Source organism: Mucilaginibacter hurinus, assembly GCF_003324525.1.
Classification (GTDB): Bacteria; Bacteroidota; Bacteroidia; order Sphingobacteriales; family Sphingobacteriaceae; genus Mucilaginibacter; species Mucilaginibacter hurinus.
In genome coordinates this window covers 265,875-279,080 of the sequence record NZ_QGDC01000002.1, presented here as the reverse complement: position 1 = coordinate 279,080, position 13,206 = coordinate 265,875, and the positions used below count along the sequence as shown (strand labels likewise).

Annotated in this window: 11 protein-coding genes; 6 read left to right on the top strand and 5 right to left on the bottom strand. The window is 41.5% G+C overall.

Annotation, left to right across the window (positions count from 1 at the left end; genetic code table 11):
* Positions 1–11 precede the first annotated feature (11 nt).
* Positions 12–557, top strand: a complete 546-nt coding sequence (locus DJ568_RS04420; RefSeq protein WP_114004035.1) for a hypothetical protein — start codon at positions 12–14, stop codon at positions 555–557.
* 74 nt (positions 558–631) lie between these two features.
* Here DJ568_RS04420 and DJ568_RS04415 read toward each other — a convergent pair whose 3' ends face one another.
* Positions 632–1,825, bottom strand: a complete 1,194-nt coding sequence (locus DJ568_RS04415; RefSeq protein ID WP_199560864.1) for a pyridoxal phosphate-dependent aminotransferase — start codon at positions 1,823–1,825, stop codon at positions 632–634.
* Between the two features lie 91 nt (positions 1,826–1,916).
* Here DJ568_RS04415 and DJ568_RS04410 point away from each other — a divergent pair, with 91 nt between their 5' ends.
* Genes DJ568_RS04410 through DJ568_RS04395 form a run of 4 tightly spaced genes read left to right on the top strand, consistent with a single transcriptional unit; the run spans position 1,917 to position 5,205 of the window.
* Positions 1,917–2,894, top strand: a complete 978-nt coding sequence (locus DJ568_RS04410; protein ID WP_114004034.1) for a cation diffusion facilitator family transporter — start codon at positions 1,917–1,919, stop codon at positions 2,892–2,894.
* A complete protein-coding gene (locus DJ568_RS04405; protein WP_114004033.1) occupies positions 2,891–3,337 on the top strand; it encodes an NUDIX domain-containing protein in 447 nt (148 codons plus the stop codon). Before DJ568_RS04410 ends, DJ568_RS04405 begins: the two co-directional genes overlap by 4 nt.
* On the top strand, positions 3,328–4,593 hold the full coding sequence (gene bioA / locus DJ568_RS04400; protein WP_114004032.1) for an adenosylmethionine--8-amino-7-oxononanoate transaminase: 1,266 nt from the start codon (positions 3,328–3,330) through the stop codon (positions 4,591–4,593). Before DJ568_RS04405 ends, bioA begins: the two co-directional genes overlap by 10 nt.
* Positions 4,594–4,596: 3 nt before the next feature.
* Positions 4,597–5,205, top strand: a complete 609-nt coding sequence (locus tag DJ568_RS04395; RefSeq protein ID WP_114004031.1) for a hypothetical protein — start codon at positions 4,597–4,599, stop codon at positions 5,203–5,205.
* A 56-nt stretch (positions 5,206–5,261) separates the two neighbouring features.
* Here DJ568_RS04395 and DJ568_RS04390 read toward each other — a convergent pair whose 3' ends face one another.
* The 4 genes from DJ568_RS04390 to DJ568_RS04375 form a co-directional block, all read right to left on the bottom strand.
* Positions 5,262–7,130 (bottom strand): LTA synthase family protein, encoded by a 1,869-nt coding sequence (locus DJ568_RS04390; RefSeq protein ID WP_114004030.1) that lies wholly within the window; start codon positions 7,128–7,130, stop codon positions 5,262–5,264.
* A gap of 68 nt (positions 7,131–7,198) precedes the next feature.
* Positions 7,199–7,843, bottom strand: a complete 645-nt coding sequence (locus DJ568_RS04385; RefSeq protein ID WP_114004029.1) for a hypothetical protein — start codon at positions 7,841–7,843, stop codon at positions 7,199–7,201.
* Between the two features lie 45 nt (positions 7,844–7,888).
* Positions 7,889–9,988 carry a ComEC/Rec2 family competence protein gene (locus DJ568_RS04380; RefSeq protein WP_114004028.1) on the bottom strand — a complete coding sequence of 700 codons (2,100 nt, stop codon included), beginning with the start codon at positions 9,986–9,988 and terminating at the stop codon, positions 7,889–7,891.
* A 56-nt stretch (positions 9,989–10,044) separates the two neighbouring features.
* Entirely contained in the window at positions 10,045–10,380 is a 336-nt protein-coding gene (locus tag DJ568_RS04375; protein WP_114004027.1) for a MerR family transcriptional regulator, read from the bottom strand.
* Positions 10,381–10,574: 194 nt separating this feature from the next.
* On the opposite strand from DJ568_RS04375, the gene alaS reads away from it, so the two are divergent.
* Positions 10,575–13,199, top strand: a complete 2,625-nt coding sequence (gene alaS / locus DJ568_RS04370; RefSeq protein ID WP_114004026.1) for an alanine--tRNA ligase — start codon at positions 10,575–10,577, stop codon at positions 13,197–13,199.
* Positions 13,200–13,206: the final 7 nt, after the last annotated feature.

Genomic DNA, 13,206 nt, shown 5'->3' with positions numbered 1-13,206 from the left:
AAAACACAACAATGAAAAGCACGACAAAATTAATAGCTTCAGCTTTAACAGCAGTAGCTATATTATTCGGAACAAATGTTAATGCACAAACAACCGAAAAAAGCGCATGGCGCATGGGTGTTGGTATAGAAGGTGGAATACCAGTAGGTGGCAACATCAGCGATAATTACGGATTTGTTTTAGGCGGTAACTTACGTTTACAATATGGTATATCCGATAATACCGCTTTAACTTTAACTTCAGGTTATAGCAGCTTTTTTGGTAAAGAGCGTGAGGTTGCAGGCGTAACAGTTAAAAATGATGCTTTTGGCGTTGTACCGGTTAAATTAGGTGTGAAAGCATTTTTCACTGATAACCTTTATTTCGGTGCAGAAGGTGGTGCTGGTTTTATTACCAACAAACCAAATCCTGGCGACAGAACTAAGTTGATTTTAACGCCGACGTTAGGTTGGGCCGACCAATCATGGGACGTAGGTGTTAAATATGATAACTACTCAGGTCAAGGAAGTAACTTCGGTACTATCGGTCTTCGTGTAGCTTACGGCTTCGGTTTATAATAACATAACGCCGATTAAATGACAAAGCCCTGCGATATGTATCGCAGGGCTTTGTTGTTATTATATGTGTCGAATTATTGCAGCTTAGCCAAAGCCGCTTTAATACGAGACATCGCTTCAATTAATTTTTCTTCAGATGCTGCGTATGATAAACGGATGCAAGTTTTATCTCCGAACGAATCGCCGCCCACTGTTGATACATGCCCTTCTTCCAAAATAAATATACTTAGTTCGTCTGAAGTATTAATTGTGGTGCCATTATAGCTTTTTCCAAAAAAAGAAGTAACGTCAGGGAAAAAGTAAAACGCGCCTTCGGGCAAGTTCACCTTTATACCCTCGATGTCTTTTAGCAGGATGTATACAATATCACGGCGTTTTTTAAATGCGTCGCGCATTTTGTGGACTGATTCAAGCCCACCTTCATATGCAGCTACACCGGCACGCTGTGTGATAGAACATGTGCCGGATGTTACCTGCCCTTGTATTTTGTCGCACGCTGCAGCAATAGCTTTACTTGACGCAGTATAGCCTATGCGCCAGCCAGTCATCGCATATGATTTTGAGAAACCGTTTATAACTATCACACGCTCTTTAATGCTGTTAAACTGTGCAATTGATTCGTGTCCGCCAACAAAGTTTATATGCTCATAAATTTCATCGCTCAGGATGTACAGATCCGGATATTTTTCAAATACCTTAACAAGTGCCTCTAACTCGGCTTTGCTGTACACGCTGCCGGTAGGGTTACAAGGTGATGAAAACATGAATAACTTTGACTTTGGCGTAATGGCAGCTTCCAGTTGTTCAGCGGTAATTTTAAAATTTTGCTCAGCAGTAGTATTAATAAAAACGCTGGTACCTTCTGCCAGTTTTACCACCTCAGAGTAAGATACCCAGTATGGTGTAGGGATGATTACCTCATCGCCGGGATTAACCAGGCACAAAACCGCGTTTGCAATTGCCTGTTTGGCCCCGGTTGATACAACGATTTCGCTTATGTCATAATCAAGGCCGTTTTCGGTCTTTAATTTATTTACAATCGCTTTGCGCAGTTCAGGATAACCAGCCACCGGGGTATAGTAGGTGAAATTATCATCCATCGCCTGTTTAGCGGCGTCTTTTATATGTTTCGGTGTATGAAAGTCAGGCTCGCCAAAGCTAAGGTTGATCACATCAACTCCCTTTGCGGCTAATTCACGACCTAATTTGGCCATTTTGATTGTTGCAGATTCAGACAGGTTGTTTATCCTGTTACTTAATGTAGTCATATCGTTTATGTTATCGCGGCAAATATAGAAAATTACTTTACTGCTATTTACGGTTGTTATTTATAAATTTGAACTACTTAACATCCCTGCATTGAAAGAGCAAAAAAAAATAATTTTAATTTCACTTGTTACAGGGATAGTGCTGATGGCAGCTAAATTCAGCGCTTATTTTTTGACGTCGTCGAATTTCATATTAACTGATGCTGCCGAGAGTATAGTAAATGTGGTAGCAAGTTCGTTCGCTTTTTTTAGTATCTATTTATCCGCCTTGCCGCGCGATGAGAATCATCCGTACGGCCATGGTAAAATTGAGTATTTTTCTGTATTTATTGAGGGCGGTTTAATAATGATCGCCGCAGTAATCATTATAGTGAAATCGATATACAGCATGTTGTATCCGCACGATGTGCACGAATTGCTGACAGGCGCCATCATTATTGGCGTTACCGGTGTTATCAATGGCTGCTTAGGATATTACATGATTCATAAGGGAAAAATACTGCCATCAATAACTCTGGATGCCGATGGCCGCCACCTGGTAACTGATATGGTAACAAGCTTTGGACTGGTTGCAGGGCTGCTGCTCATTCACTTCACCGGCATTTTATGGCTTGATAGCGGTTTATCTATATTGGTGGGATTGTACATTTTGTTTTCGGGCTATAAATTGTTACGTAAATCGGTGGCAGGGCTTATGGACGAGGCCGATTTTTTAATTCTTACCAAGGTATTACAAGTGCTTAATGACAAGCGTAAAGAGGAGTGGATAGATATACATAACCTGCGTGCTCAAAAATATGGCAATGAATTGCACATTGATTGCCATCTTACCCTACCCAACTATTTTGACCTTAATAAGGTGCATGAGGAAGTGTCGCTTGTAGACAAGATGATTAATACGGAAGCAGGCGTAAAAACAGAATTGTTTATACATAGCGACCCGTGCCTACCTGAGTGTTGTCACTACTGTAGTATGCCTAATTGCCCTATACGATCAGAACCAAAAAGGATTGAGATAGAGTGGACAATGGATAAAGTTATGCCTAACAAAAAACACTTTGCATCATGAACCGGATAAACCTGCGCATTTACGGATTGCTGATTAACGGGAATAACGAAATATTTATAAGTGATGAGCAGGAGTATGGCCGTCGCTTTACAAAATTTCCGGGTGGCGGTTTAGAGCAGGGGGAAGGGTTGATTGATGGTTTGAAACGCGAATTTTTAGAAGAGTGTAATATGGAAATAGAAATACTTAGTCATTTTTACACCACAGATTTCTATGTAAAATCCGCTTTCAACGATACACAGGTAATTAGTGTTTATTACCTGGTTAAAAATTTAAAGCCGATTGACCTGGTATTTAAAACAAAGGTTTTTGATTTCGATGGCGAAGGAGAATGCCTGCAAGCGTTTCGTTGGGTAAAGGTAAATGATTTGAAACCGGATGATGTTACTTTTCCGATAGATAAGCACGTAGTTAAATTATTAACTGACATAGAATGGGTTTAGTTGAACGCGATAAAAAAGTAATATGGCACCCTTACACGCAAATGCAAACTGCATTGCCGCATATACCGATTGTAAGTGGGGAGGGAACTTGTTTATATGATGAGGATGGCAATAAATACATAGACGCGGTATCATCATGGTGGGTAAACATTCATGGCCACGCCCATCCGTATATTGCGCAAAAAGTAGCGGAGCAGTTAACCCGGTTAGAGCATGTTATATTTGCCGGTTTTACACACGCGCCCGCGGTAGAACTTGCCGAACGGCTATTGGCAATTTTGCCCCATAACCAGCAGAAAGTATTTTACTCAGATAATGGGTCGACTGCGGTTGAGGTGGCTATAAAAATGTGCCTGCAGTATTGGCAAAATGTAGGCGAACCGCGCACTAAAGTACTTGCATTTAAAAATGCCTATCATGGCGACACCTTCGGAGCAATGTCTGTAAGTGGGCGCAGTGCCTTTACTGCGGCGTTTGATACCCTGTTATTTGATGTAGATTTTATTGAATTGCCGACAAAAAATAACCTGCAAGATTTAAAGTCGCAAATATCAGGTATCAAACTTAATTTATCCTGCTTTATTTTTGAGCCATTGGTGCAAGGCTCGGCCGGTATGATTATGTATGACGCAGATTGCCTTGACGAATTGCTCGCGCACTGCCGTGAAGAAGGTATATTAACCATTGCCGACGAAGTATTTACCGGCTTTGGCCGTACAGGCAAGCCCTTTGCGTGCGATCATCTGCAACTGCAGCCAGACGTAATGTGCTTTTCGAAGGGTATTACGGGCGGCACTATGGCGTTTGGCCTCACTACCTGCACTAACACTATTTATGATGCTTTCTTGTCTGCTGATAAGCTTAAGACACTTTTTCACGGTCACTCGTACACAGCTAATCCTGTTGCCTGCGCAGCATCGCTAGCTAGCCTTGATCTTTTTTTAAATGCTGAAACAAGTGAAAATATTTGTCGCATAGTAGCCAGTCACGCTGATTTTGCTGAAAAGATAAAACATCATCCGAAGCTAAAAGATGTGCGCCAAACAGGCACCATATTAGCCATGGAGTGGGATACGCATGGAAACACTTCGTACTTCAGTTCGTTACGAGACAGGCTATACAGCTATTTCTTAAACGCGGGTATAATTTTACGCCCGTTAGGTAATATTATTTACATTTTACCTCCATATTGCATTACCGATAACGAGCTGGGGTATATTTACAGCACTATAGAGAACGCTTTAGACGAGATTTAACACATGGAACTAAGTACACTACTGCCTGAGATAATCGCTGACAATAAACTGCATGCAAAGTGGTTAAATACACTTTCATTAATGGAAAACACCGGCGCGCGTAAGATATCGGCCAGCGAGGACCCGGTTACAGTAACTTATATAATATTGAAACACGCGGCAGAAGAGCATCGCCATGCTTTCTATCTTAAAAAGCAAATAGAAAAAACAGGCGAGGGTTTTTGCCCCACTTATTCATCAGAATACCTGCTGGCCCCCGGTTATAGTAAATATTATCTTAACCAACTTGATGTAGAGGTTTGCCGCTATCTTAAGAGTGAATTAAAACTGAGTGGAAGGGATTTGCGTTTTGCAGCCTACCTGCTGGTAACCTATGCTATTGAGGTGCGTGCGGACGAGCTTTATCCTGTTTACCAGGATGCACTTGATACCGTAGGCAGTAAAGTAAACGTAAAGTCGATTATACTTGAAGAAGAAGGCCACCTTGAAGAAATGATAAACCAGTTGCAGCAATTTTCGCCTCAATGGCAATTGCATGCTGACAAGGCTGTAGAAATTGAAAGCCGCTTATTTGCCGACTGGGTTACCGCGCTAGGTAAGGATTTAAATTAATAACAGCAGGCTGGTTCTGCCCGCTAAAGTAAAGGTTGAAACTGTACTTAACGCGATTAAAAATTCATATAATCGGTAAACACCTGTTGCATATAGGCTTTGCCCTGCAATAAAATGCTGTCATTTACCGCTTGTGGGATGTTCCTGTTACGAATATAAATCACCCGGCCCCCGGAATTATCATAAGAAATGGTTTGCTGTGGAAACGACAACCCGAAGCCGTTGTCCCAATCGAAGAATGCAAACTCCTTTGAGTATGGATTAAGGAGGTTTTTTGACCACTTAAATTGTTTGTGTGGCATATCAAGCTGGGCAAGCAGGGTTGCTGCAATATCGGTTTGGCTGCCTAATTTATTTATCCTTTTACCCCTGTATTCCGGTTTTATTACTTCCCCTAAAAACAACAGGGGGATATGATACTTTTCAGGTTCAAAAGGATCTGAAGTATTTTTGGGTAACCTGTGGCCATGGTCGGCAACCAGTATAAACAGCGTATTTTTGTACCAGGATTGTTTTTTTGCCTCGTCAAAATATGTTTTTAAACTGGCATCAACGTAGTGGCTTGTGCTCCTGAATTTATCACCAAGATCCTCTCCGGGGAAGCGTGGTTTTACAGGCAGCTCAAAGGGCTCATGATTGGTAAGGGTTTGCATATATGAAAAAAACGGCTGTTTTTGCTCATTCAGGTACTCCAATTGCCTGGTGAGTACTATGTCATCATGCGCACCCCACTTGGAATTCATATCTTCAGGTCTGAAAACCGTTTTGTCAAATAAGTCGTCGGTTTTATGGCTTAATATATATGCCTTAAAGTTCATGAATTCACTTTCGCCACCGTAAAAATACGAGGTGCCATAGCCATTATCTTTGAAGGTAGTAATTAGCGATGGCATACGCGCTTGCTTGTAGTTATCTACAATAACGGTACGTGTAGCCTGTGATGGAAAGGCGCTTAAAATGGCTATTATACCTTTATCCGTCCTGTCGGATGATGACAATATATTATTGAACAGCACACCTTCCTTAACAAAGCTTTCAAAATTTGGTGAAACGCCCTTTTCGCCGCCCAGTGATTCAAATACATCAGCGGTGGCGCCTTCCAGTTGTATAAACACCACGTTGGGCCGGTTAGTGGTAAATATCCGTTCGGTGGTATCCTTATTTACCCGGTATAGGCTGTCAACAATGGTCGCTGCATTGTTGGCAGGCATAAATATATATGGGTTATAAGGCGTTTTAAAGTATTCAATGGTATTATGTATTAAGTTCCACTCAGTATTCAGGGCGCATTGATTCAGTATTTGTTTATCTGAAAAATAGGCCATGCTCTGGTTCATAGGGGCAACTTGCAAACCACCCCGTATTATAAGCAGGTTTAAACCAGCCAAAAGTAAAGCCACCGGAATTTTTAAATATAACGGCACCACCGGCTTTTTAAAATTAAAATCAATAATATAGCTTGATAATACAATCCCGAGCGTAAGCAGCACTATGCCTATAAAAATACTTAAGCCGATAGGGGATGATCCGGTTGAGGCAACGGCTTCTGAAGGTGAATGGTACAGAGTATCAAAAACTCTGAAACTGATTTTTGTGCCCCATTCGCGAAATATGTTGAGGTTTAAAATAGTTACCAGTGAGATTATGAATACGAACAGATATACGTAAATCCGGAGGATGACCGGCTTTACGTAAGCACGCGGTATAAACCAAGTGATAATAAAAGTGAGTAAAGGTAGTGCTGCTATATAGCCTGCTGCCGAAAGGTCAATGCGGAGGCCATAAATAAAGGTTTGAATGATTTCAGCAAAGTCAGCCTTTTTTAATTTGTCTATAAAATAAAGCTCAAAAGTTGCCCGGGTTATTATAGCAAATACCAGCCAGAATATTATAAACCGGGCAAAACTAATTAGGCTTCTCAACATCGGCGCAAAAATAGCTATTTGCGCTGATGTTAAGAAGCCTTTAGCAAATTGTTAACTTTGGACGACAATTAATTACCGCCGTTCATAGCGGCTAAATCGCTCATAGAAACCCTTGTATAATCTTTTGAAATGGTAAACATGCCTTTTGGCACTTTTTGATCACTTACGCCGGTAACGGTAACTTCTGTTTCCCTCCCCATCTGGAAAGCGGTAAACTGTACCGGGAACCCGTCAATTTTTGAATAATATCTTTCTAAAACTCCCTGCGGAACGCTTACGTCCTTAGTAACCCAAACATCATATGATTTACCACTTTTGGCCTCTTTGGCAACTACCTTGTTACAGTTAAAGTTTGATATCACCTTTTTTTCGGTAGTTGGGGTAAACGTAAACACAGGTAGCTTTGACAACCCTTCCTCTATTTCGGCCGGGGTTGAAACGGCAGCCACCTTACGGCCGGCCACGGGCACATCAACCAGCACCGCGAAAAAGTCGGCATTGCTATTGGACAGCAATTTTAAATTTGCCGGCCCCATTGAGAAAGTGTAAGCGTTGGAGTCCGCAGTGAAATAAGTTTTTGTTTCAACATTATTGCCTTGCGCTTTCACGGTTAAAGTAACAACGCCTTCACTGTATTTTTTTTGCGCATGCGCATTAATGGCGAATGCCGACAACGTGAGGCACAGCGCGGTTTTAAGGATTTTAATAGTCATTTATTTGTTTTTTGATTTTAGTAGCCTGTAAGCAATGATAATACTTTATTTGTTAGATGTTACTATGAACGCTTTATTACCCTTTAATATTTTATAATTGATGTTTAATAGTTTAGCCTGCTTTTCAATCATTATAGCGTTGTTGAAGCTGATGCTGCCATCAAGTACAAGCGTAGGTTTTTTATTCGCTAGTGCAGCCAACACTTCCGGGTTAACACTTTCGGTAACAAATATAAGTCCGTGAGCCGCTTTAATTTCTTTCTTTAACTCCGGATTCTTATCTAACACAATTATCGTGTGTTCGTTAAAACGTATAATGTTGCCTTTTTTTCGCAGGAATGGTGTGGCAATATCATCGCTGATTTTAGCAACGGTTAGGCTTTTAATGTTACTGCTGTCAAGGTAAGGTTGTACCGAATAGGAGTAAGCCTTATTATCAGGAGACAGCGTGGTTAGCACAACCGCTTTGGTGCCTTGTTTGAAAATTATGCCCCACTCTTTTCGTAAGGAAAGAAAAACGATCTCATTGGATTTAGATGCATTGTAAGCTTTTACAATTATGGATGCCAGGAACCAAATGAGTAAACCTGCCGCTACGCCGGTCATCAGTCTGTTCCGTTTGTGAAACACTATAAAGCAACTGATTATGATACCGTATAATAGCAAATACTCAACTTTGGTAAGCCACACTTTATTGATACTTGCCATTGGTGCCCGTTCAATAATGCTTAAGGTATTATTAGTAAACAAGATGGTTTGCTCCAATAGATAAGCTAACCATTTATCGATAACAATGCCTTGCGGGAGAAACAAATACAGTATACCACCACACAATATAATTGCAGAAGGCAGAATAATAAACAAGTTGCTTACTAAAAAATATACAGGTATTTGGTGGAAATAGTAAGCGCTTAACGGAAGAGTAATTATCTGTGCTGCAATTGATGCCGAACTAACTAACCATAATCTGTTAAGCCACCTATCCTTTATTTTAATACGATTATAAATCAGTGGCTGCAGAACAATTAAACCGCCCACAGCAAGGTATGATAATTGGAAACCAACGTCGTATATGAGCAATGGGTCAAATAACAGCATAATAAATGCCGAGAAGGCGAGGATGTTTAAACTGCTGATATGCCGGTAATAGGTGTTACCGCCAACAATTAGTGTAAGCATCACCGCCGCACGACAAACAGGAGGCGAAAAGCCCGTTAAAAGCGCGTAAAACCAAACCAGTGCAATGATGATAGCCGCCCTTACAACTTTCCCATGCTTGAACCTGTTTAAAAATGACAGTATAAAGGTAAGTACCAGGTAAACCAGCCCTACATGCGCACCAGATACCGATAATACGTGTATAGTGCCGGTCTTTGAATATGCCTGCAACACATCGTTGCTCAATTCAGCTTTATAACCCAATATCAGGGTAGACGCCACGGCTGCTGCATCGGTATGGTACATGTTGGCCTTAAGCTTATTAACAAGGCGTTGCCGTAAGCGGAGTGCCTGCGTTACAAACCGGTTACCTGCCGCCTTAATCAGTAAAGTATGCTGACGCGGGTATAAATATGCCTGGTGATAAATATTTTTATTGAAAAGATATTTTTGATAATTGAACTCCGCCGGATTGAGGGGCGGATCTACCTCATAGTATTTGGCCCGAATAAGCAATACGTCACCATAGTATATATCACGGGCAGCATCGTCTTTAATTGTTATCAATAAATTGCCTACGGTATTACGGCGGGCACTGCCATTTATGCTTTGTTCAACAGTCGCCGTAAACTTTAAACCATCGTTTTTCCAAGCCGGCTCATTGGTAACTTTAACTACCAGGTATTTGCCATGGTATTGTGAAAAGTGATCTTTTAGGCGGATGTCCTTACTTTGGATAGTGTTTATAATGCCACTGATAAACAGTGTAGTTATAATGATTAAGCCACCAAGCCACTTTACCTTATAAGTCCAGCTCTTATAAAACACATTAAGCAATACAAACGTCGAGGTGAGTATAATTAAAACCCAATAAAGCGGCGCTAAAGTTTTTGTCGGCTCAAATAGGCTACCGCCTGCAAAAATGCCTGCCAAATAAGGGATAAGGAATAAAACAAAAGGTATAGCTCCCCTATGATAAATATTCATTCGCTTTATGCCGGATAATTCAGGTCGCGGGGATTAAAATGTGTTTTATCAGGGGTTTATAATTGGTCGCGTACTTCAAGCAAAAATTTCTTCAGGTCGTTTAATTTATCAATAACACGCTGCTGATCTTTGGTACTGCCCATGTTGTTTTTCATGTGTTCCTTAGCGCCGTTGAGTGTGTACCCTTTTTCCTTTATCAAGTGAAAGATAACCTTCAAATTCTCAATGTCTTCCGGGGTAAAATAGCGGTTTCCCTTTTTGTTCTTTTTAGGCTGAAGAATGTCGAATTCCTTTTCGTAAAATCTTAACATTGACTGATTTACGTCAAACATGGCCGACACCTCACCCATGGTGTAGTACATCTTGCTGATTTCTCGTTCTTTATACGGCATAAACAAATGTAATTGTTTAAATCATATTCTGGAATTTGAATTTGATTTCTATCGTTACCATAAGCTAAAAGCAAAAATTTTCAAATGAATTTACAATTGTAAAGTCAATATAAATAGCTTAATAACGGACATTTGAAATTCAAAATCTATTTTCCACGTTAATAATTACCTTTGCACTCCAAACATTCTTATTAATGACAGCTAACGAAATACGCAAAGCTTTTCTTGATTTTTTTGCTTCTAAGGGACATGCTATAGTGCCCTCTGCGCCGATAGTTATAAAAAACGACCCGACCCTGATGTTTACCAACGCGGGGATGAACCAGTTTAAAGATATATTTTTAGGCGAAGCCACGGCAAAAAGTCCGCGTGCGGCTGATACGCAGCGTTGCCTGCGTGTATCCGGGAAGCATAATGACCTGGAAGAAGTAGGCATTGATACCTATCATCATACCATGTTTGAGATGCTGGGCAACTGGAGCTTTGGCGACTATTTTAAAAACGAAGCCATTGCCTGGAGCTGGGACTTACTCACTGTAGTGTATAAACTGCCTAAGGACCGTTTATACGTATCATACTTTGAAGGCGACGAAAAGGAGGGACTTGAAAAAGATACCGAAACCTTTAACCTTTGGAAAGCTTTTGTTGACGAAAGCCATATACTTCCGGGTAATAAAAAAGATAATTTTTGGGAAATGGGCGAAACCGGTCCGTGCGGGCCGTGTACCGAAATACATTACGACAGTCGACCCGATAGTGAACGTGCGCAGGTAGACGGCGCCACGCTGGTAAACGCAGATCATGACCAGGTGATTGAAATATGGAACAATGTATTCATGCAATTTAACCGCCTTAAAGATGGCTCGTTACAGCAATTGCCTGCTAAGCACGTGGATACAGGGATGGGATTTGAGCGTTTGGTACGCGTACTGCAGGGTAAAACCTCAAATTACGATAGCGATATCTTCCAGCCAATAATTCAGTACATTGCCGATAAGTCGGGTAAAGCTTACAACGGTAAATCCACACCTGGAAGCGACGGCTGGAATGAGGCTGTAGCGATGCGTGTGTTGGCCGACCATATACGTGCCATAAGCTTTGCTATTGCCGACGGGCAGCTGCCGTCAAATAATAAGGCCGGCTATGTTATCCGTCGTATTTTGCGCAGGGCGGTAAGGTATTCATATCAATATTTAGGCTTTAAAGAGCCATTTTTAAACCAGCTTGTGCCTTTACTCGCTGATCAGTTTAAAGGCGTGTTTGATGAGTTGTACAGCCAAAAAGATTTTGTACAGAAGGTAGTTATGGAAGAAGAACTGTCATTTCTACGCACACTTGGCAGGGGGATACAAATCGTTGAACAGTTCACCGAGAATATAACAGGCCAGCAGGCTTTTGAACTTTATGATACTTATGGTTTTCCGTTAGATTTAACTGAGTTGATAGCCAGGGAGAAGGGATTGTCGGTTGATTTAGAAGGCTTTGCTAAATCTTTGGATCAGCAAAAATCACGCTCACGCGCCGCTACCGCTATTGATACCGGCGACTGGGTAGTATTGAAAGACGATGACACTGTTGAATTTACAGGATATGATGAATGCGAAACCATCAGCCACATTACTAAATATCGTAAAGTAGCGGCTAAGGGTAAGGAGCAATACCAATTGGTGTTGGACAAAACTCCATTTTACGCAGAAAGCGGTGGCCAGGTAGGGGACAAAGGTGAACTGGTTTTTCCTAACGGCGACGTGATATACATTACAGACACAAAAAAAGAGAATGGCCTTACTGTGCACTTTGCTGATGAATTACCGGCCGACCTTTCTGACGCGTTGACAGCTATTGTTGAGCCCGCGCTGCGGTTGAGTACCGAAGCCAATCATAGTGCTACGCACCTTCTGCACGCAGCCATGAAACAGGTGTTAGGCACGCATGTTAATCAAAAAGGTTCATTGGTAAATGCTGATTATCTGCGGTTTGACTTCTCGCATTTCAGCAAGGTGACCGAGGATGAGATAGCCCGGATAGAAGCAATTGTAAATCAGAAAATACGCGAGAATATCGATCTTAAGGAAGAGCGTAATGTGCCTTACGATATAGCTATTAAAAGCGGCGTTACCGCTTTGTTTGGTGAAAAATACGGCGACTTTGTGCGCGTGATTACTTTTGACGATGAATTTAGCAAGGAATTGTGCGGCGGTACGCATGTCAAAGCCACCGGGCAAATTGGTTTTTTTAAAATTATAGCTGAAAGCGCTGTAGCCGCTGGAGTGCGTCGTATTGAAGCTATTACGGGTGTAGCCGCCGAAAATTATATTACGCTGCAAAGTAATTTGATACAACAGCTAAAAGACCAGCTAAAAAATCCGAAGGATTTGGTGAAAAGCGTTGAGGGTTTGCTGAACGAAAATAACCGTTTGAAAAAGGAACTGGAAAAAAGCCTGCTGGAAAAATCCTCAGGATTAAAACATCAACTGGCCAAGCAGGCTGAAAATGTCAATGGCATAAGTTTTATAGCGCAAAAGGTTGAGCTGCCTAACGCCGAGGCTGTGAAAAACCTTGCTTATAGCTTAAAGGATATTGTGCCTAACCTGTTCCTGGTGTTGGCTGCCGAAATTGACGGCAAACCCAACCTGACAGTGATGATAGCAGAAAACCTGGTGAAGGAAAAGGGTTTAAACGCGGGCAGTATCATCCGCGAACTGGCTAAAGAGATACAGGGTGGCGGTGGCGGCCAGCCTTTTTATGCTACGGCAGGCGGTAAGGATGCAAGCGGGCTTAATAACGCACTTAACAAAGCGAGGGGATTTTTGGCATAAATATCAT

Coding starts and splice junctions, on each gene's coding strand:
- DJ568_RS04420 (WP_114004035.1), top strand. CDS start 12: ATGAAAAGCACGACAAAATTAATAGCTTCAGCTTTAACAGCAGTAGCT.
- DJ568_RS04415 (WP_199560864.1), bottom strand. CDS start 1,825: ATGACTACATTAAGTAACAGGATAAACAACCTGTCTGAATCTGCAACA.
- DJ568_RS04405 (WP_114004033.1), top strand. CDS start 2,891: ATGAACCGGATAAACCTGCGCATTTACGGATTGCTGATTAACGGGAAT.
- bioA (WP_114004032.1), top strand. CDS start 3,328: ATGGGTTTAGTTGAACGCGATAAAAAAGTAATATGGCACCCTTACACG.
- DJ568_RS04395 (WP_114004031.1), top strand. CDS start 4,597: ATGGAACTAAGTACACTACTGCCTGAGATAATCGCTGACAATAAACTG.
- DJ568_RS04390 (WP_114004030.1), bottom strand. CDS start 7,130: ATGTTGAGAAGCCTAATTAGTTTTGCCCGGTTTATAATATTCTGGCTG.
- DJ568_RS04385 (WP_114004029.1), bottom strand. CDS start 7,843: ATGACTATTAAAATCCTTAAAACCGCGCTGTGCCTCACGTTGTCGGCA.
- DJ568_RS04380 (WP_114004028.1), bottom strand. CDS start 9,988: ATGAATATTTATCATAGGGGAGCTATACCTTTTGTTTTATTCCTTATC.
- DJ568_RS04375 (WP_114004027.1), bottom strand. CDS start 10,380: ATGCCGTATAAAGAACGAGAAATCAGCAAGATGTACTACACCATGGGT.
- alaS (WP_114004026.1), top strand. CDS start 10,575: ATGACAGCTAACGAAATACGCAAAGCTTTTCTTGATTTTTTTGCTTCT.